Below are 15053 nucleotides of genomic sequence, written 5' to 3'. Positions count from 1 at the left end.
TTAAAAAGTCTTAGAGATAAGGCTTTTTATTTTGCACAAAAATAATCAGGGAAGGAGGTGAAAGTTGTGGCAGAAAATGAAGAAATAAGTTCTTTAGCGGTAAGAGTTGCACTTGATGATTCAAGCTTTAGCAAGGGCATACAGAATCTAAAAAGAAGTTTAGGGACAATTGATAGTGAATTTAAAAATAGTGTTGCAGGTATAAAAGACTGGGGTAAAAATCTTGATAGCTTGAAAAGCAATGCTCAATCTCTAGGAGATAAAATAGAAACTCAACGAAAAATAGTTCAAAGTTATTCAGAACAACTAGAAAAATCAAAGAAGACTTTAGAAGATAACTCTAAGTCTATGATGGAATTAAAAAGTAAAGTTGATTCAACTAAAACTGCATATGAAGAAAGTAAAGCTACGTTAGGATCAGAAAATGAAGAGACAAAAAAGCTAGAGAAAAGTCTCAATGATCTTACTGAAAAGTATAAAAATAATGAGCGAACTGTTTTAAACAATGAAAAGAGTGTACAGGGATATACTATTCAGCTGAACAATGCACAAAGTAGGTTGAAGGGTTTTGAAGGGCAATTGGATGAAACAAATAAAAAAATTGCTAATTTTAAATTAACATCACTCAGTACCTCTTTAGAAGAAACAAGTAAAAAATTTAAATCTGTTGGAGAAGGATTTAGTAAAGCCGGAGATGCAGCATTAAAATTTTCCATACCTGTAGTAGCTGGAATTGGAGTTGCAGCAAAAGCAGCCACAAGTTTTGAACATCAAATAGCTGATATTAGAAAAGAAGTTGAAGCAAGCGGTGCAAGTACTGAAAAAGTAAACTCCATTATGTCTGAAATGTCACAGGATTCTCTGCAGTGGTCCGGAGATTTTGGACAAAGTACAGATAATATAAACGAAGGCCTGCTAACTCTTGTTAAAGATGGATATAGTGCGGATGAATCCATAAAGGTTATGAATACAGCATTATATACCTCTCGTGGTGCTAATGAAGATTTAGCTGTAGTTGTGGACCAGTTAGGAAGTTCTCTTGAAGCTTATGGAATGAAAACAAATGATGCAGCTCAAACAACACAGAATATGGCTCATATGGCTGATGCTTTTGCATATATAAGCAACCATACAAAGGCTAGTATATCTAGTTTAGGTGAAGCTTTTAGTATCACAGGTTCAACAGCCTATGCAATGAAAATACCAATGACACAAACTGCGGCGGCTATAGGAATACTTGAGAGTAATGGTATTGATGCAAGTACTGCTGCAAATGCCTTGAAAGCGGGGCTCGTAAACTTAACAAAACCTACAGATCAAATGTCGGCAGCTATGAAAGAAATGAATTTGGAAGTATTTGATAGTAAAGGTAATATGAAAGATTTGCCTGCTCTATTAAATAACATAGAAAAAGGTACAAAAGGTTGGACTAACGAACAAAAACAGGCCGCCCTTGCTGCTATATTTGGTAAAGAATCTCTTGCTACATGGAATGTTCTTGTTCATAAAGGTGGGGATTATTTAAGTGATTTATCCACTCATGCAGATAATGCTAATGGAGAAGTAAAGAAATTATCTGACAGCATGAAGGATACATCTGCAAATAATTTTAAAGAGTTGAGTGCATCTGTCCATACACTAGGAGTTGAATTTGGACAGAATGTGTTGCCAACATTAATCCCTATGGTAAAAGAGACTACCAATCTTGTAAAAGCTTTTGGAAATTTAAGCCCAGGTATGCAGAAAGCTATAGTTGATGTAGCCGGATTTACTCTAGTTGCGGGTGTAGCATCAAAGACTATAGGTAGTGTAGTGAAGGGTGGAAGTGGTATACTGGATTTTTTAGGTAAGCATGTGAAAAAGTCTGCCGAAGCGAAAGTTGCATCTGAAGCAGCCGGAGAAGGGATAGAAAGAGTAGGCCTTGCTGCTGCTGAAACCGGAGTTGAAACGGCAGGTGCAACAGCTGCTAGTGGTGGACTTATAGCAAGCCTAGGAAGTGTAGCTTTAGCAGCCGGACCATATGTATTGGCAATTGGTGGTGTTGTGGCAGCAGGAGTTGCCGTGCATCATGTTATGACTGAACAAGCAGTACCTGCTGTAGACCTATTTGCAGACAGAACTATAAATGACACTGAAAAAGCTTCTGGTTCATTTAAAAATTTAGATAGTAGTATAAAATCATCAACATCTAGCATTAATACATCTGTTAATAAAGCAGGTTTAGACACAACACAAACGACTATAAAAATATCGGATGCTACTAAAAAAGCTGTTCAGTCTTATATACAAATGGATGATGATGTAAAGAAGACCATGACAGACATATATATTAATGCTGATAAATTTACCGATCAAACTAAAAAATCAGTTATAAGTCAATATACTGACATGACTAATAGCACCAAAATTTTAAACACAGGAATGAAAACTGATTCTATTAACCAATTTAAGCAGATGGTATCTCAGACAGGAAATTTGACTAAAGACAATGTAGAAAAGATTGTTGCAAAATATTCTGATATGGTAAATAAAGTTTCAGGGCTTACAAAACAGCAGAAAGAAACTATGGTTAAGAATTTCAGAGATGGCTTAACGCAGTCCGTTGGAATAACCCAGCAGCAAGTAAATACTATAACCCAGCAAATTACAGCTATGGGTACGAAAATAAAAGAAGGTATGGATAAACAGTCTAATGACAGATATACAACTCTTAAGAACTTTTTTGATAAAAGCAGTGCTTTAAGTACTCAAGATGAGCAGAAAATATTGCAGAATATGCAGAAAGACAATAATAACAAGAAACAAAAAATAACTCAGTATGAAGCCCAAATAACACAAATATATCAAAGAGCCTCAAATAATCATAGAGACTTAACTGTACAAGAACAACAGCAAGTTAATTCTCTACAAGATAAAATGAAAACCAATGCTGTGCAATCTTTAAGCCAAAATGAAATAGAAAGCAAGGTTATATTAGAAAGAATAAAAAGTTATGGTACAAGTATAACTGAGCAGCAGGCACAGGATATAATAAAGAGTGCCAATAAACAGCGGGACGGAGCAATAGCAGCTGCAAACAGCCAGTATGATAAAGTTGTTGCAGATGCAATATACCAAAGGGACGTAAGCCACACCATGACTGCAGATCAAGCTGATAAGGTTATAAAAAATGCAGGAAAGCAGAGAGACCAAAGTGTACAAGCAGCAAAAGACCAGAGAACTCAAGTTGTGGATCACCTGAGTAAAATGGATGGCGAAGTATTAAGTAATATGAATACTGATACTGGTAATATGCTTTCTCCTTGGGAAACTCTTATATCTAATATTAAAAAAGCATGGACAGATTTTAAAAAATGGCTTAGCGGTTTATTTGCCCACAGTGGGAGTGGAGACCAAAAAATTCCGGCCACTGGTAGTATAGGTTCTGGAAATGGCCTTGGTGGTATACCTGGCTTAGCAAGTGGAACTGATAGTGCATCAACCGGATGGCATATCGTTGGTGAAGAAGGACCTGAACTTTATTATTTTGCTGGTGGCGAAACTGTTATAGATGCAAAATCTACTAATAAAATATTAAGCCAGGTAAATAAAAGTAGTAGTGGTTCATCCCAAAATGACAGCGGAGAACAATTGAGAGCTACAGAGGAATATGGAGAGAATTTAAATAAGTATTTTGCTAATGGTTTGGAAAGCAGTATATCTACAGTATCCAAACCATTAAATGTATTACAAGATAGCGTAAATACTTTAATGACTTCATTTATACAAAAATATCTTAGTTATGGACAGCAGAGTAGTAAAAATATGGGACTAGGTATAACTCAAAGTTCAGCCTCTGCGATAAATCCAGTAAATACTTTAAATAAGAAAATAGGTACTTCGGTGTCTAATCTTACTCAGTCTTTTACAAAATATGGACAAGATTCAATATCTAATTTAGGAACTGGAATAACAGGAAATGAATCAGTTGCAAATAATGCTGTAAATAAGGTAACAGATGATAATGAGAATATTTTAGACGCTTATTCTAAGGTTCATACTGATTACGGAACGTCTTCTATGGACAATCTTGGAACTGCCATAACAGGGAATGAAGGTGTAGTTACTGATGCAAATACCAAAGTAACTACAGATAATAAAGCTATATTAAGTGATTATGTACGGCTCCATACGACATATGGAACTAATTCCATGTCAAATCTGACTGCTGGAATAAATAGTGCTTCTTCCAATGTACTATCTGCAACAAATAAGGTGTCAAATGACAATAAAAATGTATTAAATAATTTTGCTGCATCTGCAAACCCAATAGGACAGAATGTTACTAATGGCCTTTCTGAAGGAATGAAATCTGCCGAGGCCAATGCTGTTAGTATAGCCCATGAACTTACACAAAAAGTTTTAGATGCTTTTACGGGTCCAGATGGTTTTGACATACATTCACCTTCTAAAAAGACAACAGGTTATGGTGAAAATGTAATACAAGGATTTATAAATGGTATGTCCAAGAAAGATGTGCTTAATTTCTTTAAGAATAAAATTGGTGGTATGCTTAACTTTGCAGAGGGTGCTAGTGGACAGATTGCAAGTTGGTTAACTGCTGCACTTGCATTAACAGGACAGCCTATGTCAGCACTTCCAGCACTTGAACAAATAGCAATGCATGAAAGCGGAGGAAATCCCATGGCAATAAATCTTTGGGATAGCAACGCAACAGCAGGACATCCAAGCAAAGGGCTTATGCAGCTTATAGATGACAATATGCAGTATGCACTTCCAGGTATGGATAATATATGGAATCCTATAGATAATGCTGTAGCAGCTATTAGATATATGATAGCAACCTATGGAAGCATATGGAATGTACCGGGTATAAGAAGTATGGCAAATGGTGGATCATATGTTGGTTATGCTGCTGGTACAACCAATGCTGTAGCAGGATGGAGAATAGTAGGGGAGAATGGCCCTGAATTAGAATATTCTCCTAGTGGAGGAGAGACTATTTTAAATGCCAGTGATACATCAAAAGTTTTAAGTGCTAATTCATCAAATAGCAATGGAAAGACAATAGGAGCATCACTTATAAAAGGTATAGCGGATGGAATAAGCAGCAAGATAAGTTTAATAAGTAACGCAATGTCCAATATTGGGAAAGCAGCAAGTAATGCTTTTGGAAACTCATTAAAACAATATAATGCATGGGACGAGTTTAAGAATGAACTTGCTAAAGCTCTAAATGACAATGAAGTGTATATAAATAACAGCGTAGTTAAACTTAACACAGTACTTGCCAATTCTGTCATGAATGAAAGAAATGCAAGAAGTAAATATTTTGAAGATTATAGTAAAGGTGTTATTTCTTCAGATGCTGCTGTAACTAAATTGGATGTTGATATAAAAAATCTTCAAACCTCGACTGGCGATTTTGAAACAGATACAAGAAATTTACTAGGTGTTATGACGGATCAAAGTACAGAAATAAACATACTTACAGCGGAATATAACAAGCTTGGAGCTCAATATGGGTATAACTCGGACAAAGCGTTGGATGCTCTAAAAAAAATACAGGATGTTAAAGATGCTTATCAAAAAAGTGGTACTGATATTTTAACTTTAGTTGACAATCTTAAAAAATCTGAAATAGATGGTATAAATGAAGTTAACGATAAGATTAAGGATGCGTTAAAACAAAGGTATCAAGATGAGCAGGATGCAGCAGAAAAGCAGGTTAACCTTGCAACAGATACCCAAACCAAAATATTACAGGCAAAAATAGATAATTTAGATCAGCAAGAAAGTGACCTTGACATAGAGTATCAGGACGAAGACGATGCTGATAAAAGAGCCGAACTTGAAAGACAGTTATCTATGCACTATGGAGCTGCAAAGAAGAAGGAGCTTCAAGAGGAACTCGATGATCTTAATAAAACAGAGGAAAGAAGGCATCAGAAAGAGTCTATTGCCCAGCAAAAAGATGATTTGCAAAAGCAAATTGACCAGTTAAAGGAAAGCAATGACAATATGATTAAAAATATAGAAGAATTTTACTCTGATAAACTTAAGGATGCAAATATAGATGCTGAGGCACAAAAAATGATAATAAACAATAACCAAAGTGAAATAATAACACTGCTTAAAAGTTATGGCAAGGACTATGAGATTACAGGTTCATCGTTAGGAGATAGATTTGCAGCTGGATTTAAAAGTTCTCTTACTTCAGTTTCAGATATGATAAGTAATTTAAAATCACAAATAAATGATTTAAATACCAATGTAAATTTATCATCTATAAGTCCACTTTCAACTAACGTAAATAATACAGTTACAAGTAATATACAGCAAACTTATACTGCACCTAAAAGTATACAGAGCAGCCAACCTATAGTTATAGTAACTAAAACATATTTAGATGGTAAACAAGTGGCCGAAACATCAACACCGTATATTGATAAAAATTTAGGTGCAATAAATGCTTTAAGTGCAAGGGGGTTGTAAAAATGAGTGTAAAAGATGGCTTTATATTTAATGGAAAACATTCTTTTAAAGATTTTAATGTATGGCTTCAGGAGAAAAAAATACAGCCGCCAGCAAAGACAAAAATAAAAGAGTCCGTCCCTTTTATGAATGGCACATATGACTTTAGCACTGTTGGAAGTAATGGAGATCAGGTATATGGGGAAAGAAAAATACAGGTTAAACTTGGACTTCGTACTAAAAGTAAGGAAGAGTTATATATAGTATATCAACTTATTCTCGAATGGCTTGAAGATACGGGAAGACAGGAATTAATGTTTGACAACATACCTGGATTTTATTTTATTGCAGAAGTTGAAGATACACCAGAATTTGAAGAAACTATAAAGATGGGTACTTTAACAATAAGCTTTACAGCACAACCATTCAAAGTAAGTACAAGTTATATGGGAGATGATATTTGGGATACATTTTGTTTTTTGACAGACTATACCCAATATACAAATGAATTTGCTATAAATGGTGAAACTGCTGTAACTATGTATAACAATGGAAGGTCAATAACTCCAGTAATAAACTGTAGTTCTGACATGACATTAGTCTATAACGGTAAAACTTATAATCTTACCAAAGGAGACAATAAACCTTGGGGTTTAAAACTACAAAATGGCAGAAATGATTTATTATTCAGTGGCAGCGGTATAGCAAAGATTTTGTTTAGATGGGAGGTTTTGTAGTGTATAAAATTTCTATTATAAATGGAAGTGATGAAATAGTTGTACATTATCCAGATCCGGAAGCACCAAAAGTTTCAGACCCGCATCTAAATTTAAAAAGAAGTCAGGCAGGCAGCTTGACTTTTTCTATTCCCTGGGATAATCCAGGATATAATTTAGTCACTAGGTTCGTAACTAAGGTAAGATGTATAGACGTAAGAGACGATGGAGAAATATTTAGCGGTAGGGTATTCAGCATTAAACCGAGTATGACAGAAAGTGGAGAATTTAAAAAGGACATTGTATGCGAAGGCAAAATGAACTATCTTCAGGATACTATTGTACAAAGCCTTATATATGAAGATAAAACACCTAAAGATGTTATAGTTGATTTTCTGAACTACCATAATACACAGGTTGAAGATTATAAGAAAGTGCAACCTGGAATTATAGACGTAGAGGATTGGTTGTTTTTTACTACAGACTTTGAAACGACTTTAGAAGCAATTGAAAAATATGTTTATGATGAAAATAAAGGTTTCTTGAAATTTAGAACTGAGGACGGAACAAATTATCTAGACTATATGGCCAATCCTCCACAGGATAAAATTGCAGAGGTATCTATAGGTCAAAATCTTAAATCTTTAACCATAGATGATAGCCAGGTATTTGGTACAAGAATCATTCCAGTAGGTTCTAATGGTCTGACAATTGAAAGGGTAAATGACAATAAGAGCTATATCGAAGATCCTGTTGCAGTTAAAAAATACGGAATCATTTATAAGAAAGCTGACTACTCAGATATTGATGACGACGAGGAATTGAAGACTGAGTGTACTGCTGATTTAAGTCAGTATACTCAACCTGCAGGAAGTCTTGACATATCTGCACTGGATTTGAGCACTCTTGCAAATACATCTGTTGACAGCATAGATACAGCAACATCCGTTCATATAAGATGTCCAATCCTTGGAGTTGACGATACCTACAAGGTACTGGAACTTGATGATGATTTAACTAAACCATGGAATCCTAAATTGACAATAAGTAATAAGGCTTCAAAGCTTAGTGGAACTATAGGAGATATTCAATCAAATAGTATTAATAGAATGGCTACTTATGGAGGAGTTCAATTAGGTTATAAATATGGTCTTAGAGTTGTAAGCCATGATAATTCCGTAGAAATACTTATAAATGGCAAAGAAGGCATAGTGATTAAAAATGACAGCAAAGAAGTATTCTATTTAGATGCAGATGGAAATGTAAATATGATAGATGGGTATATAAAACTCCATAGAGGCAATATCCAAATAAGCATAGACCCAAAAGTAGGAATTGAAATAAAGAATGATAGTAAACAGGTTTTTTATATTGATACTTCTGGTAATTTAATAATGGATGGTATACAAAAAATAACTAAAGGTGGAAAAGTATTAATAGAAAATACTTTTAATGAATATGGGGGCATTAAAAATGTATATGATATAGATGGCAATTTAGTCCTTAAAATTGGTGTTGAAGCTGGAAGTAGTGATAATGTAGGAGCTACTTTAATTGGCTATAACAAAGGATTTGATAAGCCACGTTTTAAACTAGGTATAGCAAAGAATGGGGATTTTGGGGTATTAGAATTATTAAACAAGGATGGACAAGTGAAAGCTGAAATAAATGCAGATGATGGAAAAGGTAATGGAGTAGTTTTTATTGTTAATTCTAATGGAGTGAAACAAAGATTAGCAACAGAGCTATATGTACAAGAGCATATGACAACTACAGGAGGTGGTGCATAATGTCGGTTGATGTAAGTAAGGAATGTGATTTTATTAACCAAGCCATAAAAGGTGGAGAAGTAAGAAAAAGCCTTTCTGGCGGAATACAAAAAATTGCAGACGAGGTTAATAAGTATGAAGATGCTCAAAATCAAGAACAGACAGATTTTGAAAATGCTCAGAAGAGGGAGCAATCAAATTATGAAACTAAGATAGATGTTGAATTTGATAATTATAAATCTGATTTGATTAAACAAGAAAATGATTTTGAAGATGCGCAAGAAAAAGAACAATCTGATTATGAAGCTAAAATGGATGATAAGTGGTCTGGTTATAAAAAAACTATGGACAGTGATGAAGTAATTAGAGAGCAAAATGAAGATGCCAGGCAGTCCAGTGAGCAAAAAAGGGAGGCTGACGAAACTACTCGGCAGAGCAACGAAACTACTAGAAAACAAAATGAAATAGTTAGGCAGGACAATGAAGCTACTAGAATTCAAAATGAGACAGCTAGGGAAATAGCTTTTGCAGGTATGCAGCATGTAGATGCTAACTTAGAATTATCTGCAGCTAGGGGAACCTTTGACAATTTAAATGATAGGTTGAATTATTCCGAGGGTGAAACTCTAGTAAATAAAGAGCTTATAACAATTCCACATAATACTAATTCTTATCCTAATGTGCGTTGTATTTGTACTAGTTATGGTGCAGGAGTAGGCGGAGCTGGTGAAGGACCTGCGGGAGGTACAGAGAGTTATTTAGTTAATGCAAAAATAGGTTATCCAGATACTAATAATGTAAAGATTTATGTACCTGCAAACTATTTAATCAGAAGTCCTGTGTTGCAACAAATAAATAACAGAAAATACATTTTAGCTTCTAGTGATAAAACAGAAACTAAAAGTATGTTAATAAATTTAATGGAGGTGGCTTAGATGGAAGACTTAATTAAAGGCGAAGCAGATTGGCATAACAAGGTAAATAGTAATTTTCGTGAACTTGCTGAAAAGGCTGGAGTAGTTGTAACTGAAGAAGATATTCCGGTTGCTGAAAGGAAAAAGGGTGCGGTTTATTTTGTAGTTACAGACCAGGCACCAACAACAAATGAAACTATAAAAGTAAGCCCTACTATGGGCGTAAAAACAGTATAGGAGGTAATATTATATGGCTGATACATTAATACAAATACAGTTACTAGATTCCACTACAGGAGAAGTGGTTTCTGATGCTTTTCCATTAACACAGGCCAAAGGAGTAAAACTTGCTAATGGACAGGATTTAGAAACATATCTATCAAGTTTAGTTCTTCAAAAAGGAGATACAGGAGCAACAGGAGCTAAGGGTACAGATGGAAAGACTATATGGAATGGCACAAGTGATCCAACTTCCAGCACTGGAACGGATGGAGACTTTTATATAAATACAAATTCACATAAGATTTTTGGACCTAAAGCAAGTGGATTATGGCCAACAGGAGTTAGTATTATTGGACCTCAAGGAATTCAAGGAGTGCAAGGTACGAAAGGCGACACAGGAGCAACTGGGCCAACTGGACCTACAGGTTCACAAGGAGCTAAAGGGGATAAAGGAGACCCAGGAGATACTTTAAAGTATGGGACAAATTATAGTACAGCAAGTAGTGTTAAATTATTTTTCAAACAGGTGTAGGAGGTGAGGTAAATGGCAGAGGAAAGGACTATACAGATACAAGATGATTCAGGAAATGTTTATTATCCACAAACAAAATCATCCTCAGTATTTATGGGTGATGGAAAATCCATTGATTCACACTTAGGGGATGCTACTGCTTTAAAAACTTCTGCTAAAGATAGTTTTGTAAATGCTATAAATGAGGTTTTTCAATCTGGCACTAACGTAAAATCTAATACGATTAGTGCCGTAAACAGCAAAGGAGGTAATTTAAGTACTAGTGCTACATGGGATGATGTAATAAATGCTATAAAAGCTATAGCAAAAGGACAGGGAAATGCGGTAGAAAGTCAAGTATTAGGTGGAGCTACTTTTTCTAATTCAGATGGAAAACTTAGGACTGGTTCTATGTCTAATAATGGAGCTATAAGTGGAACTATTACAAATCAAGGACAATCTATAAGTATTCCAGAAGGTTATACAAAAGGTGGAAGCATTATAGCTAAATTTGCTAATTTAATTGCTAGTAATATAAAAAAGGATGTAAATATAGGTAGTATTATTGGTACTTTAGATATAGAAAATCTAGGTGGTAGAAAATGGGCAAGTGGGAGTGCATCTGTAGACTACAAGGGACAATATATAGAAGTTACAGGATTAAATTTTAAGCCTTTAGTTATTTATACTTATACTTCTACATCATTGTATGGTGTAGGAGATTATGGCATGGAAGGATATCTAGAAACTGTATATATAGATTTCTCCAGTGTTGGTGTAAAACCAACAAAACTAACCGTACTAGTAAATGATGGGTTAATGTCTAATCATGTAGAATTTAAAATCTGTAATATAGATGGAAGTACGTATCATGTGGATGGTAATGGATTTAAATTGCCTAGTTGTGTTGGTAATTGGATAGCAATAGGATAAGGAGGTATTGTAAATGCAACAAATAGGAAGAAGAATATATTATGATAAAAATACAGGAAATGTATTATTGAATACAGGAGAAATGCAAGGGGCTGATGATGCTTTAAAAGAAACTACAATAGACGAAGACTTTCAGACATATAAAGTTCTATCTCAAAGAAATAAGGATAGTGTAGGGGTAATCCAATTAGAATATGGACAATTAAATAATAAATTTAGCACGTGCACAGGGTATAGCATAGATACAACTAAAAATCCTATAGATGCAAGTGCTATTATTTTTACATTTACAACTCCTGATGCTTCACTTCAGGAAGTTAAGCAGGCTAAAATAAATGAATTAAGTCAAGATTGCCAGAATAAAATAGTAGAAGGCTTTACTTCCACAGCTTATCAAAATACAAGTAAAGTTTATGATAGTTCTTTAGAAGACCAGTCAAATATAACAGGAAACGCCCTTAGTGCCGTATCAAAAGTGGCAGGAGTAAAGGAGTGTCAGCAAGATAAGTTTTATTATCACGCAAGGGGAGAAGAATTTATTGAGTGGACAGCAAATGAATGTTTGCAATTAGCTAGAGATTTTAAAACTTTCAAAGAACAGCAGCTTATAAAAAATAAGCAACTACAAGCTTATGTAAATACTTTAATTACAGTGGAGGAGGTTCAAAAGGTAACATGGGATACAGTAATTCCAACAGCTTAAAAAATAAAATATATAAAGACCTGATTTTAATATTTATTATGGGTGCTCTGTATATGGTACTAGAAGGTTTATGGCGCGGATGGACACATATAAGTATGTTGGTAGTTGGTGGATTAGCTGCTTTCTTTATAGGGAAGTTAAATGAACATCCCAAATTCTATGATAAGAAAATGTGGCAGGAGTGTTTGATAGGTACTATCATAGCTCTAGTACTAGAATTTACAAGTGGGATGATTTTAAATGTGTGGCTAGGTTTAGATATATGGGATTATTCTAATGAGCCTTTTAACTTATATGGACAGATATGTTTGCCTTATGCTGTGATGTGGTTTTTCCTAGTACCATTTGCTATATATGTTGATGATTATTTAAGATATAAGTTATTTGAAGAGAAGAAGCCAGCAGGATTATTGAAAAATTATAAAGATTTATTTACATGTAATTAAATGTAGCAGAAAAATGTTCAATAATTACAGGGAAGGATAGCGTTAATTAAAGAATAGTGTAAATATATAGAGGAATTATAAACCTTTTATAGAATAAATAGTATTTGGAGGTGAATAAAATGACTCAAATTCAAATACTTAAAGTAAAAACAATTCGAAACAGGCACAGCACACTGGAGGTATCAGGATATATTGGACAAAATAGATTCTATGGATATTTAGAGGGAGTATGCTTAACTATTAGCACCCCTCATCCATTAAATTCAAAACAAGTAGAAAATTTTGAAGAAAAATTACAAGAATTATTTCCAGTGTCATATGATGGAAAGTTTAAGAAAAAAGAAATTGACTTAATAATGAAAGACGCACCATTTATATTTAGCGTCTAGCGTAGGATTTAAACCATCTTAAAAAGGTGGTTTAAATCGTTTGTGAATTATTTTACAGACTAAATGTAAAGCAAAATAAGGATTAGAAATAGTCTTTTTTAATTTTATTTTCTAAAAAAGGAAAACATTATTTTATGTAGAAGTAATTAATAAGAGGGGAGGAATTTAAATGGATCCAGTAGTAGAACAAGGACTAAAAGCTATTAAAGGCAGGATTAATATATCAACTGGTTTTGTAGATCAAAGAGATAAAGGAAGTGCAATAGAACTTTTAAGGAAGCTTCATGAATCAGGATATAGATTAAATTCAAATGAAATTGTGGCTTGGGCATCAAACAACGAATTTCAATCTAAATATGCTCAACAATTAGGGGATTTCGTAGAAGGTGTTAATGCCGGAAAAAGGTATAGAATAGGAAAGAAGCCCTATTGGAAAGAAGATATTGTAGATACATTAAAAGAACGAAGCGAAAGAATATAGTATATATTTAAGTAAAAGAGGTTTGGAGAAATTCCAGACTCTTTTTTATACCATAAAATAATCATAATAAAGAGGAAATATATTTTTTATGTAGAATCATACATAAAAAGGAGAGTGAGATTAATATGGTGATTACCAATATTGTTCCATGCATAAAAATTGTAAAAGAAGACAGTATGAGTGGATGTGACCTGTATATTGAATTGGGAGATCTTGTTAAAATTAAAGATCACAAGGATAAATTAATTATAGGAAAATTGTCATTTATAGAATTAGGAAAAGATGAATCAGAGGATGATATTATATATATTTCTACTGATAATGAAACAATAATTAATATAGGGACAAGCTATATAAAAGACATAGATATCATACATGAATAATAAATAGCTTCTAGTGTAATCTAGGGGCTTTTTTAATATTACAATTTAGGAGGTGTGACATGGAAAATGAAATACTCAAAATTGCAATTAATCAAGGATTATGGGCGGTGCTATTCGTAGTACTGCTTTTTTATATTCTAAAAGAACAGGAAAAGAGGGATAAGAAAGCAGAGAAAAGAGAGGAAAAATACCAGGATATAATTTCAAAACTTACAGATAAATTTAATATCTTAGAGGATGTTAAAAAAGATGTGGCAGAGGTAAAGGAAAAAATATTTAAATAGGAGGTCTTATAATGCTGAAGGGAATCGATGTATACGAGGGTGACAATATTTCAGATTGGGATTTAATCAAAAGAAATTATGATGTAGTAATTCAAAAAGCTACTCAAGGAACTGGGCATATCGACAGACTTTTAAGTTACAGATATCCCAAAATTAAAAATGCAGGACTAAAAATTGGATTTTATCATTTTGCTCAATATAATTCTAAGAATCCAATTGATGAAGCTCAGCATTTTTTAAATGCTATAAAAGGATTAGAAAGTGACACCGTTCTGTTTTTAGATATAGAAATAGAGGATAAATGGGACAAACAGATTGCCATAAATTTTGCTAATGCTTTTATTAAGTATGTGCAAAGTCAAGGTTATAGCATTGGTATTTATACAGGCTACTATTTCTATAAGGATTACCTGGGAGGGAATATACCTCAGGTACCTTTATGGATTGCAAGTTATGGAAAACAGCCACCTACTTATCCAGAAGATTCATGGCAATACTCAGAGAATGGCAGAATTTTAGGAGCAATAGGATACGTTGATTTAAACTATTTCAATGAAAATATATTGAACGGAGGAACAAAAAAAGTGAAAAATATAGTATGTATAAATAACAGTGTTGATGAAAGGGCAGCTGGATATTTAGCTGATTATTTACAGTGCCCCATTATAAATAATACTCTTGTAAAATTTGATTATAGTTGTGTAGAGAATGTATATTGTGTGGGCGGTGGGCAATTTACAGATCATGCAAAACAAATAATAAAAGGTGTTACCCGATATGATACTTGCCAAGCTGTATTAGATTTTATTAAAAATGGAGGTAAATAAT

At 33.7% G+C, this 15053-nt stretch carries 14 protein-coding genes; all 14 read left to right on the top strand.

All coding sequences use genetic code 11. The annotated features are described in order from the left end of the window. Positions 1-66: 66 nt before the first annotated feature. The 14 genes from CLCOS_RS04050 to CLCOS_RS03985 all read left to right on the top strand — a co-directional run bounded on the left by CLCOS_RS04050 (position 67) and on the right by CLCOS_RS03985 (position 15052). Positions 67-6495 (top strand): phage tail tape measure protein, encoded by a 6429-nt coding sequence (locus tag CLCOS_RS04050; protein ID WP_063600471.1) that lies wholly within the window; start codon positions 67-69, stop codon positions 6493-6495. A gap of 2 nt (positions 6496-6497) precedes the next feature. Next, positions 6498-7211, top strand: coding sequence for a distal tail protein Dit (locus CLCOS_RS04045; RefSeq protein WP_063600470.1), 714 nt, complete (start codon positions 6498-6500; stop codon positions 7209-7211). Beyond that, the gene (locus tag CLCOS_RS04040) at positions 7211-8980 is read left to right on the top strand and encodes a phage tail protein (protein WP_063600469.1); all 1770 of its coding nucleotides are present in this window, start codon (positions 7211-7213) and stop codon (positions 8978-8980) included. The genes CLCOS_RS04045 and CLCOS_RS04040 overlap by 1 nt, the downstream gene beginning before the upstream one ends. Then, on the top strand, positions 8980-9894 hold the full coding sequence (locus tag CLCOS_RS04035) for a hypothetical protein (RefSeq protein WP_063600468.1): 915 nt from the start codon (positions 8980-8982) through the stop codon (positions 9892-9894). Before CLCOS_RS04040 ends, CLCOS_RS04035 begins: the two co-directional genes overlap by 1 nt. Next, positions 9895-10110, top strand: coding sequence for a hypothetical protein (locus tag CLCOS_RS04030; RefSeq protein ID WP_063600467.1), 216 nt, complete (start codon positions 9895-9897; stop codon positions 10108-10110). A 13-nt stretch (positions 10111-10123) separates the two neighbouring features. Continuing rightward, the gene (locus CLCOS_RS04025) at positions 10124-10627 is read left to right on the top strand and encodes a collagen-like protein (RefSeq protein ID WP_063600466.1); all 504 of its coding nucleotides are present in this window, start codon (positions 10124-10126) and stop codon (positions 10625-10627) included. Between the two features lie 12 nt (positions 10628-10639). Beyond that, positions 10640-11539, top strand: a complete 900-nt coding sequence (locus tag CLCOS_RS22270; RefSeq protein WP_063600465.1) for a hypothetical protein — start codon at positions 10640-10642, stop codon at positions 11537-11539. Positions 11540-11552: 13 nt separating this feature from the next. Then, a complete protein-coding gene (locus tag CLCOS_RS22755; protein ID WP_242866890.1) occupies positions 11553-12242 on the top strand; it encodes a hypothetical protein in 690 nt (229 codons plus the stop codon). Continuing rightward, positions 12215-12688 (top strand): putative ABC transporter permease, encoded by a 474-nt coding sequence (locus CLCOS_RS04010; protein WP_063600464.1) that lies wholly within the window; start codon positions 12215-12217, stop codon positions 12686-12688. The genes CLCOS_RS22755 and CLCOS_RS04010 overlap by 28 nt, the downstream gene beginning before the upstream one ends. A 119-nt stretch (positions 12689-12807) precedes the next feature. Next, the gene (locus CLCOS_RS04005; RefSeq protein ID WP_063600463.1) at positions 12808-13077 is read left to right on the top strand and encodes a hypothetical protein; all 270 of its coding nucleotides are present in this window, start codon (positions 12808-12810) and stop codon (positions 13075-13077) included. A gap of 169 nt (positions 13078-13246) precedes the next feature. After that, the gene (locus tag CLCOS_RS04000) at positions 13247-13558 is read left to right on the top strand and encodes a DUF1889 family protein (protein WP_063600462.1); all 312 of its coding nucleotides are present in this window, start codon (positions 13247-13249) and stop codon (positions 13556-13558) included. Positions 13559-13683: 125 nt separating this feature from the next. Beyond that, positions 13684-13941 carry a hypothetical protein gene (locus CLCOS_RS03995; RefSeq protein ID WP_063600461.1) on the top strand — a complete coding sequence of 86 codons (258 nt, stop codon included), beginning with the start codon at positions 13684-13686 and terminating at the stop codon, positions 13939-13941. Positions 13942-14000: 59 nt separating this feature from the next. Next, entirely contained in the window at positions 14001-14225 is a 225-nt protein-coding gene (locus CLCOS_RS03990; protein WP_063600460.1) for a BhlA/UviB family holin-like peptide, read from the top strand. An 11-nt stretch (positions 14226-14236) separates the two neighbouring features. Further along, positions 14237-15052, top strand: coding sequence for a GH25 family lysozyme (locus CLCOS_RS03985; RefSeq protein WP_082853499.1), 816 nt, complete (start codon positions 14237-14239; stop codon positions 15050-15052). Position 15053 lies beyond the last annotated feature (1 nt).

The organism is Clostridium coskatii, assembly GCF_001675205.1.
GTDB lineage: Bacteria > Bacillota > Clostridia > Clostridiales > Clostridiaceae > Clostridium_B > Clostridium_B ljungdahlii.
This window is presented reverse-complemented; position numbering and strand designations above follow the sequence as displayed.